Source organism: Campylobacter sp. CFSAN093249 (genome assembly GCF_011067895.1).
GTDB classification, from domain to species: Bacteria; Campylobacterota; Campylobacteria; order Campylobacterales; family Campylobacteraceae; genus Campylobacter_D; species Campylobacter_D jejuni.
In genome coordinates this window covers 28,530-45,047 of the sequence record NZ_JAAMWM010000004.1, presented here as the reverse complement: position 1 = coordinate 45,047, position 16,518 = coordinate 28,530, and the positions used below count along the sequence as shown (strand labels likewise).

Below are 16,518 nucleotides of genomic sequence, written 5' to 3'. Positions count from 1 at the left end.
AAACTACAATTATAACTAAATTTCATTGTAAAAATCATAAAATTTAAAGAACAAATATTTTTTGGTAAAAATTTTATAATTAAACTCCACTTAAACACTTCTACGATACAATATCTAGTTTAAATTTAATCAAGGAATGATATGCTTACTTGGATGCAACATCACAAAAAATATCTTGTTGTTACTATATGGGTTAGTACTATAGCTTTTGTTGGCGCTGGCTTTTTAGGTTGGGGTGCTTATGATTTTAATCTCAATAGAAGTTCGAGTGTTGCAACTGTAGGAAATGAAAAGATAGGTTTTAGTGAATTTGATACTAGATATAGACAAATTTTAAGTTATTATAATCAAATTAGCAATGGTGCTTTAACTCCAGAAAATGCTGAGCAACTAGGCATTAAAAATATGGCTTTAAGCTCTCTTGTTGAAGATAAGCTTTTGTTAAATTTTGCCAAAGATTTGGGTATTGGCGTAAACGAGAATGAAATTTTACAAAAACTTGCAAATACTAGAGAATTTCAAGATCCTACAGGGGATTTTAACAAAACAATTTATTATGAACTTTTAAATGCCAATAATTTAACTCCAAAAGATTATGAAACACAACTTGCAAATGAAGTAATTGCCGATAAACTTAATCAAATTTTTAATATTCCTAGCAAAGATGAGGAATTAAAAATGTTAGCTTCTAGTTATTTTATGCAAGATGCTTTAAGTATTGCAAAAATTGATTATGACAAAAAAAATATTAAGATTAACGAAGAGGATTTAAAAAAGCTTTGGAATGAACATAAAGAAGATTATAAAACTAAAAAAATATATGAAATTTCAACTTATTTTTTGCCAGTTAGCAATGAGAAAATTGACGACAAAGAATTAGAAAAATTTTATAATCAAGATGAAAATAAACTAAAATATAAAGATTTTGCAGGTAAAGTGATGGATTTTCAGTCTGCTAAAAATGAAGTTGCTAAAGATTACGCCTTAATGCAACTAAAGAATGTGGCTAATGCTAAATTTTTAGATTTAAAAAATGGGAAAGATAATTTTCAAAAAGATCAAAATATTAGTGAATCTGATGTTTATTATCCAATTGATCTTTTGAATAAAGCTAAAAATGGAGATGTTTTACGGCCAGCACCTTATAATAACGGATATATCATAGTTAAACTAAATAAAGTAGATCCTATAAGAAATAAAACTTTTGAAGAAGCTAGAGAAGAAGTTTTGCCTATGTATTTAAGCGAACAAACTAGAAAAAATTTAGAAGAAAAAGCTAAAAATAGTTTAGTAAATTTTAAAGGCGATGATATAGGCTTTGTAAGTCGAGATAGTTCTCGCGAGAGTGTAAAGGTTAGCGATAAAATATTAAACGATTCTGAATTTGCTTATTTTTTAATGAATGTATTTAATACTGATCAAAATAGTTCTTATGTGGTCATTAATGACAATAAAGCAATATTATATAAAATAAATAAACAAAAATTAGATATGAACTCCGATAAATTTGAACAATACAAAACTATGCTTGAACAAAATTTGCAAAATTTAAAAGCAAATGAGCTTAAGCAAGAACTTGTTGATGAACTTAAAAAGATATATCCGATAAAAATTTATTATAAAGGGAATTGATTTTGAATATATTAGGAATTGACTTAGGCTCAACCCAGACTTGTGCCATTATTGCTCAAAAAGATGAAGATGGATTAAAAATTATTGGTTTTTCCAAGTCGAAAACCAACGGGGTTAAAAAAGGTGCCATTACCAATATAGAGCTTGCTTCTAAATCTATTGAAGAGGCTGTTAGAAGTGCTGAGATGATGAGCGGAGTTCATTATGATAGGGTTGTGGTGTCTATATCAGGTGCTTATACTAAAAGCGTTGATAGCATAGGTGTTGTTAATATTCCAAATCATGAAATAGGCATTAAAGAAATTCATCGTGCTGTAAGTACAGCTAAGCATACTGCCAATCTACCAAGTGGTTATGAAATTATCCATGTTTTGCCTTATAATTTTAAGGTTAATGATCTTGAACATGTTGATGATCCTTTGGGAATGAGTGGTAATCGTTTAGAAGTTTCAACCCATATAGTGATTTCACAAGAATCTCATATTAAAAATCTTAAGAAAGCAGTTGAATTAGCTGATTTAAGAGTGGATAATATAGTTCTTTCAGGATATGCTTCAGCTATAGCTTGTTTAGATGATAGCGAAAAGGAATTAGGTGCTGTTTTGATTGATATGGGTGGAGCGATTTGCGATATGGTTGTTCATACTGGAAATTCAATTAGATATAATGATTGTTTGCAAATTGGCTCGATTAATATCACCCAAGATTTATCAATGGCATTGCATACACCTTTAAAAGAAGCAGAAAAAATCAAGCTTAATTATGCAGCTCTTTCACAACAGCCTAATACCCTTATACAAATTCCTTCAATGGGTGATGAAAGAAAAGTTAATGAAGTTTCTTTGGATATTATTTCAAACGTAATTTATGCAAGAGCGGAAGAAACTTTGATGATTTTGGCAAAAATCTTAAGTGATAATCGTTATGCCAATGCTATAGGTGGCGGAGTTGTTTTAACAGGTGGAATGACTAAGTTAGCAGGTATTGATGAGCTAGCTCCTGCAACATTTGATAATCGCTCAGTTAGACTGGCTACTGCAAGAAAAGATTTGATTACTGGTTTTAGTGAAATTTTTAATGATCCTGAAAATACTTGTGCTATAGGACTTTGTTTATATGGAGCGGGATATTTTACGCCTTATGAACTTGATTCTAATGAGAAATTAAGATATAAAGGGGAAATTGAAAATTTTAATCGTCAAATTAAACAAGATATTGTTTTGCAAAAAGATACAGAAAGTGAAATAAAATCTGATTTTTTTGATGAAAATTTGCAAGAAAATGATACAATTGCAATACAAGAACAATTAGATTTTAAAGAGCCAAAAGAAAAAAAACCTAGTGTTTTTTCAAATATCTGGCATAAAATTATGAATCAATTTTAACAAGGAGAAATTTTTATGAGTGAATTTTTAGTAGAAGAAATGCAACATAATAAAGGTGCAAAAATTAAGGTTATAGGCTGCGGTGGCGGTGGCGGTAATATGATTAACCATATGGTTAAAATGGGATTAAATGATCTTGATTTAATTGCAGCGAATACTGATGCACAAGCTATTTCAATTTCATTAGCAAAAACTAAAATTCAACTTGGCGAGAAAAAAACTAAAGGTTTGGGCGCTGGTATGCTTCCTGAAGTAGGTGCAGAAAGTGCTAGAGAAAGTTTTGAAGAAATAAAAGCAAGTCTTAGTCAAAGTGATATTGTATTTATTGCTTCAGGTTTTGGTGGAGGTACTGGAACGGGTGCCACTCCAGTTATTGCACAAGCAGCTAAAGAGATTGGAGCTTTAACTGTTTCTGTTGTAACTATGCCTTTTGCATTCGAAGGAAAACAAAGAAAAAAACTTGCTGAAAGCGGTCTCCTTGAGCTTAAAAAAGAAAGTGATTCTATTCTTGTAATTCAAAATGAAAAATTATTGAGCATTATTGATAAAAAAGCAGGCATTAAAGATGCTTTTAGATTGGTTGATGATATTTTAGCTCGTGCTGTAAAAGGTATGGTGTCTATCTTACTTGATAATGGAGATATTAATGTTGACTTTGCGGATGTAAGAACCATCATGAGTCATCGCGGACTCGCGCTTATGGGTGTTGGTAGTGCTAGCGGTGAAAATGCTATAGAAGAGGCTCTTTCAAACGCTATAGAATCTCCTTTGCTTGATGGAATGGATATTAAAGGTGCCAAGGGAGTTATTTTACATTTTAAAACAAGTTCTAATTGCTCTTTGTTTGAAATTTCGGCAGCAGCAAATAGTATACAAGAAATTGTTGATGAAAATGCTAAGATTATTTTTGGTTCTACTACAGATGATAGCATGGAAGATAGAGTTGAAGTAACTATTATTGCGACAGGGTTTGAAGATAAAGATACAGTAGCTAAAAAATCTACCGAAGAAGCTCAAGCTTCTAAGAAAAATCCTTATTTAAGTCTTAAAAAGGTAAGCGGTGGTTACGATGAAGAGATAATGGCGCAAATTGAAACACCAACTTTCTTGCGTCGTCAAATGGATTAAAATTGATTTTTAAAGCAAGATTGAGTCAAATCTTGCTTTTTATAGTTTAAAATTCTCTCCCAATAATCTTTCAAATATTTATTTTTCTTTGTTTTTAAAAGTTGGAACACTCTTTGCTTTTATAGCTATAAAATCTTAATTTTATAGGTGAAAATATGCAAAATGGATATTATCAAGCAACTGGCGGAATGGTAACTCAGTTTAATAAACTTGATGTGATTACTAATAATCTTGCCAATATCAATACAAGTGGATATAAAAGAGATGATGTGGTTATTGCAGATTTTAAAAGGATTTTTAAAGAAACTCAGGATGAGTTGCCTATAGAAAATCACACAAGAGATGCATCTCGTTTTGTAAATACTACAATAGATGGAATCCCACAAGTTTCTCAAGAATATACGGATTTTAGCCTAGGTTCTTTAAAGACCACAAACAATCCTTTGGATTTGGCAATGACTAGAGAAGATGCTTTTTATTTGGTTCAGACCAAAGATGGAGAAGTAAGATTAACCAAAGATGGAAATTTTCAACTTGATGATGAGGGTTATTTGGTAAATAAGCAAGGATACAAGGTATTAAGTAGTGATTATTTTAATAATCCTCAGAATGCTGGCATACGCATTCCTAATGGTGCTGTTCAAATTAGCGTTGATAAAAACGGAAGCATTGAAGTTGATGGAGCTCAAAATGCAAGATTATTTGTAGCACAAGTAGATGATATAAGAGCTTTGCAAAAAGATGGGGATAATGTCTATAAAATAGATGATCTAACCCGTATTAGAGATTTGAAAAACTCCAATGCTATTCGCCAAGGTTTTTCTCAGGGATCAAATGTTAATCCAGTTACTGAAATGGTAGGACTGATTGAAGCAAACAGAATGGTAGAAATGTATCAAAAAGTTATGACAGCTCATATGGATGACTTAAATCAAGAAGCTATCAATAAGCTTGCAGCTGTTAAATAATTTAAAATAAAATAAAAAAGGATTAAAAATGATGAGATCACTTCATACTGCTGCTACAGGAATGGTAGCGCAGCAAACACAAATTGATGTTACTTCAAATAACATCGCCAATGTTAATACAGCAGGTTTTAAGAAAAGTCGCGCAGAATTTGCTGATCTTATGTATCAAGTTATGAAGTATGCAGGAACTTCAACTTCAGCTACTACTCTTTCTCCTTCGGGTATAGAAGTGGGTGTGGGTGTGCGTCCAACAGCGGTAACTAAAGTTTTTACTGAAGGAAATTTAAAATCAACAAGTACTGATGGTCTTGATATGGCTATTGCAGGTAATGGGTTTTTTCAAATACAACTTCCTGATGGCACTATAGGATATACTAGAAATGGGCAATTTACAAAAGATAATGAAGGTAATATTGTAAATTCAGATGGTTATAGACTTTTACCTGAAATGACAATACCTGAAGGCGCAACAGCAATTAATGTTGCTACAGATGGAACCGTTTCTGTAATGCTACCAGGGGAGCAACAAGAAACTCAAATTGGCCAAGTGGAGCTAGTTCAGTTTATAAATCCAGCGGGTCTTCATTCTATGGGTGATAATCTTTATCTTGAAACAGGAGCAAGTGGTGCACCTGTTGCGGGTATAGCAGGACAAGATGGGCTTGGAACAATAAGACATGGATTTATAGAACTTAGTAATGTTCAGCTTGTTGAAGAAATGACAGATCTTATCACAGGACAAAGAGCTTATGAAGCGGGTTCTAAGGCCATTACAACAAGTGATGATATGCTAGGAATTGTAAATCAGCTTAAGCGATAGTTGATATAAAATAAATAATTTTTAATTCTTTTTTGTTTAATGGCGTGTTAAACGCCATTAAATTTTTTAGCAAGAGTAGCAAGTTTTAAATTCATAAGCAGTTGGACGAGCTTCTACTGGCCAAACTTGTGTTTCAAATTTTAAATGCTGATAGTCATCGATAAAAATATCGCTCATTACAGGTTTTAAATAAGAATTATGTCGGATTAAAGCTTCCAAACTTCCTCTTAGAGTATGTGGTAATTGCTCTATCCCTTTTTCACGTATTTCATCCAAAGTAAGATCAAATAAATTTTCATCCATAGGACCCACAGGAATGGTTTTATTTTTGATTCCATCAAGACCTGCCATTAAAAGACTAACAAAAGCTAAATAAGGATTAGCAGTGCTATCAGGGAAGCGAATTTCTATACGAGCTGAATTTTTACCTATGCCATAAGGAACGCGACAACTTGCTGATCTGTTTTGACAAGAATAAGTTAAAATACAAGGAGCTTCAAAGCCAGGAACTATTCTTTTGTAAGAGTTGGAACTTGGATTTGTAAAAGCTGCGACACTTCTAGCATTTTTTAAAATTCCACCTATATAATTTATAGCAGTTTGACTAAGTCCACTGTATCCATCTTTATCGTAAAATAAATTTACCCCATCTTTCCATAAGCTCATATGAACATGCATACCATTGCCATTATCTCCGTATAAAGGTTTTGGCATAAAAGTGGCAGTTTTACCATTTAAATGAGCTACCATTTTTACAACATATTTATAAATTTGAACATTGTCAGCTGCTTCTACAAGCGTGCCAAAATTTACTCCTATTTCAGCTTGTCCTTGTGCAACTTCATGATGATGAACAAAAGTTTTAAGACCTACTTTTTCAAGGGTTTGAACCATTTCAGAACGAATATCTACTAAAGAATCAATTGGCTGAACTGGAAAATATCCACCTTTGTTTCTTGGCCTGTGTCCAGTATTGTAGCTATCGGTAAATTCTCTATCATCATTCCACTCTCCTTCTTCGGTATCAACTTCATACTTAGAACAATGAGTAGTATCAACTATTTTTACACTATCAAAAACAAAGAATTCATTTTCTGGTCCAAAGTAAGCAGTATCAGCTATGCCACTATTTTTAAGGTATTCCATTGCTTTTTTTGCTATGCTTCTTGGACATTTTTCATACATTTGTCCTTTGTAAATATCATATACATCACAAAACACTATGATAGTAGGATCAGCCGTAAAAGGATCTAAAAAAGCACTTTGTACATCAGGTTTTAAAATCATATCTGATTTTTCTATAGGTTGCCATCCATGGATTGAGCTTCCATCAAATGGAATACCAGTTTGAAATGTTTCTTCATTGATTGCATGAAGATTATAGGTAATATGATGCCAAGTTCCTATCATATCTGTAAAACGAAAATCAACAAAAAGCACTTCATTTTGTTTGCAAAATTTGAAAAAATCATCTATATTATTAACAAATTTTCCCATATTTTTACTCCTTTTATGTAATTAAATTTATAAAATTATATCATAAAATTTTTAATTAAGATTTAATTAATATATTTTTTTTAATAAATTTAAAAATTTAATTTAAAAAGATTAAAAAATAAAAATTTATATTTTTGTTTTAGATAAAATTGATTATAATTTTGAGCAATTATTGAAAATCTAGATTTAAAAAAGGGAAAAAAATGACTCAAGAAGAGCTTGATGCTTTGATGAATGGTGATGTTGATCTTGATTCAGAGACAGAAGCAGAGGTAAAAACCGAAGAATCGAATACCGAAGAAGATGCTTTGATGTTAGAAGATGTCAAAATAGCTGATTACAAACCTAATCCTAGCGTGGTATGGCCACCACCCCCACCAAATCAGGAGCATAAAGTTGTACATCAGTTAGATGATGTTACAAAAGATAGCGAGCTTAAAGCAACGGAAATGATGGATAAGCTTGAAAGTATTAATAATTTTTTTGCGGATTCTGAAAGTTTACTCAAAGAGATAAATAAAGCAATAGAAAAAAATATTGATATTTTTTCTAAACTTAGTGAAAAATTTCCTAATGTGGAAAGTTTCAGTGAAGCTTTAGAATTAAACAATCAAGCTAAAAAAAGTTCTAAGGAGATTGTCGGAAATCTTCAAAGCGGACAAGATGAAGTGATGATGGCAATGGATGCAATGCAGTATCAAGATATACATCGTCAAAAAATCGAACGTGTTATTAATGTAATGCGTGCTTTAAGCCGTTATATGAGTTCCTTATTTGAAGGTAAAATTGATGATAAAAAACGTGTAAGTTCTGCAGTGCATATTGAAGGTGATGGTACTGCTGATGTTGTAAGTAATGATGATATAGAAGCTTTAATTGCAAGTTTAGGGCAAAAATGATCATTCCTGAAATAGTAGCTCCTGCAGGAAATTTCACAAAATTAAAAATTGCTTTAGCTTATGGCGCAGATGCGGTTTATGCGGGTGTGAATAATTTTTCTTTAAGATCACGCACTGCAAGAGAATTTAATTATGAAAGTTTTGAAGAAGCTATCAAATATACTCATGAGCGTGGTAAGAAAATTTATGTTACTTTAAATGGTTTTCATTTGAGTTCTCAAATTGAAGGTTTAAAAAGACATATTTTAAAATTGCGTGAGATGAAACCTGATGCTTTTATTGTAGCTTCTGTTGGAGCTATGCGTCTTGTTAAAGAACTTGCACCTGAAATTTCTTTACATGTTTCTACTCAAGCAAATATTTTAAATTATTTAGATGCTCAAGTTTATAAGGATATGGGTGCTAAAAGGGTTGTAATTGCCAGAGAATTAGGGCTTAAAGACGCTAAAGCTTTAAAGGAAAATTGCGATATTGAACTTGAAGCTTTTGTGCATGGTTCGATGTGTTTTGCTTATTCAGGGCGTTGTTTAATAAGCTCTGTGCAAAGTGGAAGAATGAGCAATCGTGGATCTTGCGCAAATGATTGTAGATTTAATTATGAGCTTTATGCTAAAAATCCAGAAAATGGCACTTTATTTCGCTTAGAAGAAGATGAAAATGGTACTCATATTTTTAATTCTAAAGATTTAAATCTTTGTTCTTATATAGAAAAAATCATGCAAGAAAATTGTATCAGTGCTTTTAAAATAGAAGGGCGTACTAAAAGCGAATATTATGTTGCGCTTACAACAAGGACTTATAAAATGGCCATACAAGATGCTTTAGAGGGTAAATTTGAGTCAAGTAAGTATGAAAAAGAGATTACTACACTTAAAAATCGTGGTTTTACAGATGGTTATCTTGTTTCGCGTCCTTTAGAAAAAACCGACACGCAAAATCATAATACAAGCATAGAAGAAGGTTCTCATCAAGTGCATGCTATAAGCGAAGATGGAAGCTTTTTTAAATGTAAAGGGAAAATCGTTTTAAACACGCCTTATGAAATTTTAGCCCCTTTAGGCGATGTGATTCAAACTTGCGATAATGAACTAGGTAAAATTTATCAAAAAGAGGATAAATATTTTATAGAGTTTAAAAAACTCATTGCTAAAAACAATAAAGAATTTAGCGAAATTCATAGCGGCAATGAACATGAAATCCAATTACCAAATAAAATCAGTGCATTAAGTTTTTTAAGAAAGGAAATATAGATGAATTTTGTTTCTATTTTAATGGGAAGCAAGAGTGATTATGAGACTATGAAAGAGGCTGCTAAAACTTTAGAAAGTTTTGGGGTAAAGTATGAACTTATTATCTCATCAGCTCATCGTAGTCCAACAAGAACAAAAGAGTATATTGCAAATGCTGAAGAAAAAGGTGTGAAAGTTTTTATAGCAGCAGCTGGAATGGCAGCGCATTTAGCTGGAGCTGTTGCAGCTTATACAACAAAACCTGTTTTGGGAGTGCCTATGTCAGGAAGCAATCTTGCAAGTATGGATTCTTTGTTTTCTACGGTGCAAATGCCTAGTGGAATTCCTGTAGGAACTTTAGCTATTGGTAAGGCTGGAGCAATCAATGCTGCTTATTTGGCTATGCAAATTTTAGCTATTTATGATGTTGATTTAGCACAAAAGCTTAAAGAAGATCGTCTTGAAAAAGAAAAAAAACTTGTATCTGATTCAAAAGAAGTAGAAGTTTTATTATAAGGGATAAAAATGCAAACCTATCTTGAACTTGAAGAATTTTGTAAACTTGTGCATTTAAATAAAGATGTGGTTAAAGGTATGATGGCTAATGGGGCTTTAAATTTTAAAGAAGAAGAGGGTAAAATTTACATCGAAGCTCATCAAGGTACTTTTAGTGTAGTACCTGGTTCTGCAAAATCTCAAACTGCAATGGTAAATTCAATGACTTTAGCAGGGGAAAGTTTTGTTGAAAAAACAATAGGAACTATTTTAAATTTACATGAAAAAGTTTTAGATGCTAAAGATGAAACACTTGAAGCATTAAAAAATGAGAATAAATTTTTAAAAGATGCTCTTTATTCTATGCAAGAACTTTATGATGAAGATAGAAAAACTATAGAAACCTTAAACAATGAGCTAAAACATGCGCGTGAAGAGATAGAATTTCTCAAGCGTAAATATAAATTAATGTGGAGTAAAACTGCAGAAATTTTTGGAGCTAAGACAGAGCCTGATTTGGAAATGAATAAAAAATTAGAAAAACCTATTGAAAATATGGAACAATAAAGAGAGATACAATGACTTTTTCACAAATGATACTTAATTTACAAAATTATTGGCAAGAGCAAGGTTGTGCGATTATGCAACCTTATGATATGCCAGCAGGTGCAGGAACCTTTCATCCAGCAACTTTTTTAAGAAGTTTAGGAAAAAAACCTTGGGCAGCTGCTTATGTGGCTCCAAGTAGAAGGCCTACTGATGGACGTTATGGTGAAAATCCTAATCGCTTAGGTGCTTATTATCAATTTCAAGTTTTAATTAAACCTAGTCCTGATAATATCCAAGAATTATATCTTAAAAGTCTTGAAAATTTAGGTTTTGATTTAAAAAGTCATGATATTCGTTTTGTTGAAGATAATTGGGAGAGTCCAAGTTTGGGTGCTTGGGGTTTAGGCTGGGAAGTATGGCTTGATGGTATGGAAGTCACTCAATTTACTTATTTTCAGCAAGTTGGTGGTATAGCGGTAGATTTAGTAAGTGCTGAAATTACCTATGGTCTTGAAAGAATAGCCATGTATCTTCAAAATGTTGATAATGTTTATGATATAGTTTGGAGTGAATTTAATGGAGAAAAAATTAAATACGCAGATGTGCATAAGCAAAGTGAATATGAATTTAGTAAATACAATTTTGAAGTAAGCGATGTTAAAATCTTAAATGAGCAGTTTGAAAATTCTTATAAAGAATGTAAAAATATTTTAGAGCAAGGACTAGCTTTGCCTGCTTATGATTATTGTATGCTTGCTGCACATACTTTTAATCTTTTAGATGCAAGAGGATCAATTTCTGTAGCACAAAGACAAGATTATATGTTAAAAATTCGTGAACTTTCAAAAAATTGTGCTGAAATTTATAAGAAAAATTTAAATGAAGCTGAGTGAAATTTATAATTTTTTAGATCGATTAAGTCCCTTTAATATCCAAGAATCATGGGATAATAGTGGAATTTTGCTTGGAGATAGGGATAACGAAATTTCAACTGTTTATTTAAGTTTAGATATTGATGAAAATATTATTAAAGAAGCGAGTGAAAATTCTTTAATTATCACACACCATCCTTTGATATTTAAAGGTTTAAAAGATTTATATGACAAGACTTATCCTAGAGCTTTTATTAAAGAAATGATTTGTAAAAATATTTCTTTAATCAGTATGCATACAAATTACGATTTAAGTCATTTAAATACTTATTTTACGGAAGAAATTTTAGGTTTTAAAATTTCTTTTAAAGACGAATTTTTAATTTATGTAGAAAATTCTATGTCTTTTGAAGCTTTGTGTGACTGGGTGAAAAAAAAGTTAAATTTGCAAATTTTACGTGTAAGTGATTGTGGTAAAAAAGACATTAAGCGTATTGCTATATGTACTGGAAGTGGTGGGGATTTAATTTCTAAAGTAGATGCGGATTGTTTTTTAAGTGGAGATTTTAAATATCATCAAGCTTTAGAGGCGCTTAGTAATCAAATCAGTCTTATTGATTTAGGTCATTTTGAAAGTGAGAGATATTTTTCTCAATGTTTAGCAAAAGACTTGAAAAATTTGCCGCTACAAGTTATAATAACAGTTTCAAAAAATCCATTTCAATATTTTTAAGGAAAATAAATGAATAAATATCTCGAACAATTAGTGCTTTTATCAAAAATAGATCAAGAAATTGATAGTTATGAACCAAAAATAGACAGTATTAATAAGACTTTAAAAGATGCTGAGTTAAAAATAGGAAAAATCAACACAGATTTAGAAAAAATCGATGAAGAAATCAAAGATATAGAAAATCAAAAAGTGCAAAATAATGCTCATATTTCCGAGTTCTCGGCAAAAATTAAAGAGCTTTCTAAAAAAAGTGGTGCAGTAAAAACAGAAAAAGAAGCTAATGCTTTAAAAATTGAAGAAGATATTGCAAAAGAGCAATTAGACGCTGCAAATGATGAGATTGTAAGACTGGATAAAATTTTAGAGAATAAAGAAACTTATAAAAAAGAACTTGAAGAAGAAAAAATCAAACAAGAGCAAAATATTAATGAGATTAGAGTAAGCATTAAATCTGAAATGGAAGTTCTTGAAAAAGATAGAATGAGTGTTTATGATAAAAAAACCAAACTTGTGGGCGAGATGAATCAAAAAGTTTTAAGTTTTTATGAAAAAATTCGCAAATGGGCGAAGAATACTGCTGTAGTTCCTGTTAAAAAACAAGCATGCTATGGATGTTTTATGAAAATTTACGATAAGACTTATCTGTCTGTTGTAAAAGGTGAAGAGATTGTAACTTGTCCTCATTGTGGAAGAATTCTTTATAAAGAGCAAGAAGAACAAAATTGATCTTTTTTTATTATTTTTTAACTTGGACGGCATTTTTATTTTGTGCCGTCTTTATTCTTTTGCTTTCTTTTTTAAAATCCAAATACAAAACTAGTTTAAAATCCCGATTTTTTCTTTATAAAAATTTACATCAAGAAAAAGCTGATGTACATTTTCATGCTTGTTCTTACGGGGAGATAAGAAGTATTAAAACTTTGGTTTTGAAATTTGATTCAAGAATAACTACTATTACTCAAACAGGTTTTGAATGTGCAAAAGAATTTTGTAAAAAGGTAAATTATCTTGCTTTTGAAAATTTTTTGCCTTTCTGGTTCAAGCCTTGTAAGGTTTTGGTAATTTTTGAAGCAGAATATTGGCTTATGCTTGTTTTTATGGCACACATTTATAAAACTAAGATTATTTTGCTTAATGCAAGAATATCTGATAAATCTTATCATTCTTATCAAAGATTTTCTTTTTTTTATAAAAAAATTTTTTCTTATATTGATGAAGTTTTTGCTCAAAGTGAATTAGATAAAGTAAGACTTGAAAGTTTGGGAGCTAAAAATGTTAAAATTTTTAAAAATATTAAGGCAAATTTAGAAATTAAAAATAATAAAATTTATACCAAACCTAAGGAAAAACTTATCATTTTTGCCAGTACTCATAAGGACGAAGAAGAGCTTTTGCTTGATCATTTTAAACTAGAAGAAAATGAAAAACTCATTATCGCCCCACGACACCCTGAGCGTTTTAAAGAAGTTGAAAATTTGCTTTTAAACAAAGGTTTGGAATTTGAAAAATTTAGTTCTTTAAAAGATGAAAATAAGAAATTTTCTAAAAAAATTTTGCTTTTAGATACTTTAGGGGAGCTTGTAAATTTTTATGCAATTTCTGATGTTGTTGTGCTTGGAGGTTCTTTTATAGAAGGCATAGGAGGACACAATCCTATAGAAGTGGCATATTTTGACAATGTATTAATCAGCGGGAAATTTATTCATAATCAAAAGGCTTTATTTGAAGAAGTAGAAAATGTATATTTTTGCGAAAATTTAAAAGATTTAAATGATAAAATTCATTATTTAAATTTAAAAGCTAAAATTTCCAAAAAAGAAAATTTAGATCTTATCATACAAACTATACAAAAGGGAATTGATGCAAGAAAAAGCTTATAAACTCTTAGCTTTGCAAGAAAAAATTTCAAATCGTGAAGCTAAAGATTTGATTGATAAGGGTTGTGTTTTTTCACATGGAAAAAAAGTTGTGGTTGCTAGAGCTTTGATGAGCGATAAGGCAAGATTTAATGTGATAAAAACCAAAAATCCTCAAATTATTTTTGAAGATGATAAGATTATTGCTATTAATAAACCTTATGCTTATGTGAGTGAAGACTTGGAGAGAAAATTTAATGCCAAGCTTTTAAATCGTTTAGACAAAGAAACAAGCGGTGTGATTTTGCTTTGCAAAGATGAAGATTTTAGAAAGCTTTGTATAGAAGAATTTAAAAAACACAGAGTTTATAAAAGCTATATTGCGGTTTTAGATGGGGTTTTGGCTGAAGAGGTTGAAGTGAATGAACCTATTTTTACCATAAAAGCAAAAGGTGGGGCATTAAGTAAAGTTTCAAAAGATGGTTTAAGTGCCTTAAGTATCATTACTCCTATCATGATGCAGTCAAAAAAAACCTTAGCAAAAATAATCATTCAAACAGGTAGAACTCATCAAATCAGAGTGCATGCTAAATTTATAAAACATGGTGTTATAGGCGATGAAAAATATGCTAAAATTTCAAGCGATAGAATGTATTTACATAGTTATGAAATTAAAATTTTTGATTATTATTTTAAGGCTGAGCTAGATAATAGTTTTGCAAAAGTTGGCTTTGAGATAAAAAATTTAGATTTTTAAAGCCATTTAAGAAAAAATTTTGTATAATGCAAGGTTTAATTTAAAAATTTTATAGAAAGGTGATAAAGTGTTTGAGTTAGTTAGCGAATCTTTTAAATCAGCGATTAATAAATTACGTTTTGTTGATGATGAAAAAGCACTTAAGAACGCTTTAGAAACCTTAAAAAAAGCTCTTTTAAAAGCAGATGTTCACCATAAGGTAACTAAAGAGCTTTTGACTTTGATAGAAGAAGATGTAAAGCAAAACGGAATAGGTCAAAAACAATTTTTAAATGCCATTAAAGTAAATTTAGAAAATATTTTAAGTGTCAATGGCAAAAATCAAGGTTTTGTTTTTGCTTCTAAACCCCCAACAGTAGTTCTAATGGCAGGTTTGCAAGGGGGCGGTAAGACTACAAGCACTATCAAACTTGCAAATTATTTAAAATTACGCAATAAAAAAGTTTTAGTTGCAGCTTGTGATTTACAGCGTTTAGCGGCAGTGGAGCAACTAAGACAACTTTGTGAAGCTAATGAAATTGAACTTTTCTTCATAGAAAATGAAAAAGATCCTATTAGAGTTGCTAAAGAGGCTTTGAAAAAGGCTGAAAGTTCTATGGTAGATGTTTTGCTTGTGGATACTGCTGGACGTTTGGCTATAGATGAAGCTTTGATGGATGAGTTAAGAGCAGTTAAGGATGTTTTAAATCCTGATGAGATTTTTTATGTTGCTGATGCAATGAGTGGTCAAGATGGTGTTAAGACTGCGGCTAGTTTTAATGAAGTTTTAGGTATCAGCGGGGTAATTTTATCAAAATTTGATGCAGATACTAAAGGTGGAATAGCCTTAGGTATAGCAAAACAAATCGGTATTCCTTTAAGATTTATTGGTGTGGGTGAAAAAGTAGCAGATTTAGAAGTTTTTATACCAGATCGTATAGTAAGTCGTATTATGGGTGAGGGTGATTTGGCAACTTTAGCTGAAAAAACTGCTGCGATTATTGATGAAAAAGAAGCTAAAAAACTCAATCAAAAAATCAAAAAAGGGGAGTTTAATTTTAATGATTTTCTTAACCAAATGGAAAGTATTAAAAAATTAGGAAGTATGAAATCTTTAATCGGTATGATACCAGGACTTGGTGGAATGGCAAATGCGGTAAAAGATATAGATTTGGATAATTCTAAAGAAATCATACGCATTAAAGCAATGATTTCTTCAATGACTCCAAAAGAAAGAGAAAATCCTGATTTATTAAATAATGCTAGAAAGCGTCGTATAGCAGAGGGAGCAGGTCTTTCTCAGGTAGAAGTCAATCGTTTTTTAAAACAATTTAGCAATGCAGCAAAACTTGCAAAAAGATTTTCAGGTAAAAAAGGAATGGAGAGTTTGACACAAATGATGAGTCAAGCTAGAAGACAATTTTAAATTTTATTTATAAATACTTTTTATAGTATCTATAAATAAAATTTTTAATTTTTTAAGGAGTATAAATGACAGTTATTAGACTTACAAGAATGGGTAGAACCAAAAGACCATTTTATCGTATTGTAGTTACGGACAGTAGAAAACGTCGTGATGGTGGTTGGATAGAAAGTATTGGGTATTATAATCCTATGGTAGAACCTGAAGTAATTAAAGTTGATGCAGAGCGTTTAGCTTATTGGAAAAGCGTTGGTGCAAAACTTAGCGATAAAGTTGCTTCTATCACTAGCAAATAA

General features: G+C 30.9%; 17 protein-coding genes. 16 read left to right on the top strand and 1 reads right to left on the bottom strand.

The window, feature by feature from the left end; translation table 11 throughout:
* Positions 1-141: 141 nt before the first annotated feature.
* The 5 genes from FBF10_RS02550 (at position 142) to flgG (ending at position 5,933) form a co-directional block, all read left to right on the top strand.
* Positions 142-1,632: a peptidylprolyl isomerase gene (locus tag FBF10_RS02550; protein WP_002888172.1), complete on the top strand. Its 1,491-nt coding sequence runs from the start codon at positions 142-144 to the stop codon at positions 1,630-1,632.
* Positions 1,629-3,017 carry a cell division protein FtsA gene (gene ftsA, locus FBF10_RS02545; protein ID WP_002859607.1) on the top strand — a complete coding sequence of 463 codons (1,389 nt, stop codon included), beginning with the start codon at positions 1,629-1,631 and terminating at the stop codon, positions 3,015-3,017. The genes FBF10_RS02550 and ftsA overlap by 4 nt, the downstream gene beginning before the upstream one ends.
* A 15-nt stretch (positions 3,018-3,032) precedes the next feature.
* Positions 3,033-4,145: a cell division protein FtsZ gene (ftsZ, locus tag FBF10_RS02540; protein WP_002852071.1), complete on the top strand. Its 1,113-nt coding sequence runs from the start codon at positions 3,033-3,035 to the stop codon at positions 4,143-4,145.
* Positions 4,146-4,300: 155 nt separating this feature from the next.
* Positions 4,301-5,113, top strand: coding sequence for a flagellar hook-basal body protein (locus tag FBF10_RS02535; protein ID WP_002888171.1), 813 nt, complete (start codon positions 4,301-4,303; stop codon positions 5,111-5,113).
* 28 nt (positions 5,114-5,141) lie between these two features.
* Entirely contained in the window at positions 5,142-5,933 is a 792-nt protein-coding gene (gene flgG, locus FBF10_RS02530; RefSeq protein WP_002852142.1) for a flagellar basal-body rod protein FlgG, read from the top strand.
* Between the two features lie 66 nt (positions 5,934-5,999).
* On the opposite strand, the gene glnA is transcribed toward flgG, so the two are convergent.
* Complete coding sequence (glnA, locus tag FBF10_RS02525) at positions 6,000-7,430, bottom strand: type I glutamate--ammonia ligase (protein WP_002852312.1); 1,431 nt, start codon at positions 7,428-7,430, stop codon at positions 6,000-6,002.
* A 203-nt stretch (positions 7,431-7,633) separates the two neighbouring features.
* Here glnA and FBF10_RS02520 point away from each other — a divergent pair, with 203 nt between their 5' ends.
* From FBF10_RS02520 to rpsP, 11 genes are all read left to right on the top strand, one after another.
* A complete protein-coding gene (locus tag FBF10_RS02520) occupies positions 7,634-8,329 on the top strand; it encodes a hypothetical protein (RefSeq protein WP_002859609.1) in 696 nt (231 codons plus the stop codon).
* Positions 8,326-9,579, top strand: a complete 1,254-nt coding sequence (locus FBF10_RS02515) for a peptidase U32 family protein (RefSeq protein ID WP_057033305.1) — start codon at positions 8,326-8,328, stop codon at positions 9,577-9,579. Before FBF10_RS02520 ends, FBF10_RS02515 begins: the two co-directional genes overlap by 4 nt.
* A complete protein-coding gene (gene purE, locus FBF10_RS02510; protein WP_057033304.1) occupies positions 9,580-10,074 on the top strand; it encodes a 5-(carboxyamino)imidazole ribonucleotide mutase in 495 nt (164 codons plus the stop codon).
* Between the two features lie 9 nt (positions 10,075-10,083).
* Positions 10,084-10,620, top strand: coding sequence for a DUF3972 domain-containing protein (locus FBF10_RS02505; protein WP_057033303.1), 537 nt, complete (start codon positions 10,084-10,086; stop codon positions 10,618-10,620).
* Positions 10,621-10,631: 11 nt separating this feature from the next.
* Positions 10,632-11,495, top strand: a complete 864-nt coding sequence (gene glyQ / locus FBF10_RS02500) for a glycine--tRNA ligase subunit alpha (RefSeq protein WP_057033302.1) — start codon at positions 10,632-10,634, stop codon at positions 11,493-11,495.
* The gene (locus FBF10_RS02495; RefSeq protein WP_057033301.1) at positions 11,482-12,207 is read left to right on the top strand and encodes a Nif3-like dinuclear metal center hexameric protein; all 726 of its coding nucleotides are present in this window, start codon (positions 11,482-11,484) and stop codon (positions 12,205-12,207) included. The genes glyQ and FBF10_RS02495 overlap by 14 nt, the downstream gene beginning before the upstream one ends.
* A gap of 9 nt (positions 12,208-12,216) precedes the next feature.
* Positions 12,217-12,933, top strand: coding sequence for a zinc ribbon domain-containing protein (locus tag FBF10_RS02490; RefSeq protein WP_002888864.1), 717 nt, complete (start codon positions 12,217-12,219; stop codon positions 12,931-12,933).
* The gene (gene waaA, locus FBF10_RS02485; RefSeq protein WP_002888866.1) at positions 12,930-14,087 is read left to right on the top strand and encodes a lipid IV(A) 3-deoxy-D-manno-octulosonic acid transferase; all 1,158 of its coding nucleotides are present in this window, start codon (positions 12,930-12,932) and stop codon (positions 14,085-14,087) included. Before FBF10_RS02490 ends, waaA begins: the two co-directional genes overlap by 4 nt.
* Positions 14,068-14,820 carry an RluA family pseudouridine synthase gene (locus tag FBF10_RS02480; RefSeq protein WP_002888867.1) on the top strand — a complete coding sequence of 251 codons (753 nt, stop codon included), beginning with the start codon at positions 14,068-14,070 and terminating at the stop codon, positions 14,818-14,820. The genes waaA and FBF10_RS02480 overlap by 20 nt, the downstream gene beginning before the upstream one ends.
* A gap of 67 nt (positions 14,821-14,887) precedes the next feature.
* Positions 14,888-16,225 (top strand): signal recognition particle protein, encoded by a 1,338-nt coding sequence (gene ffh / locus FBF10_RS02475; protein WP_002888868.1) that lies wholly within the window; start codon positions 14,888-14,890, stop codon positions 16,223-16,225.
* Positions 16,226-16,290: 65 nt separating this feature from the next.
* Positions 16,291-16,518, top strand: a complete 228-nt coding sequence (gene rpsP, locus FBF10_RS02470) for a 30S ribosomal protein S16 (RefSeq protein ID WP_002852274.1) — start codon at positions 16,291-16,293, stop codon at positions 16,516-16,518.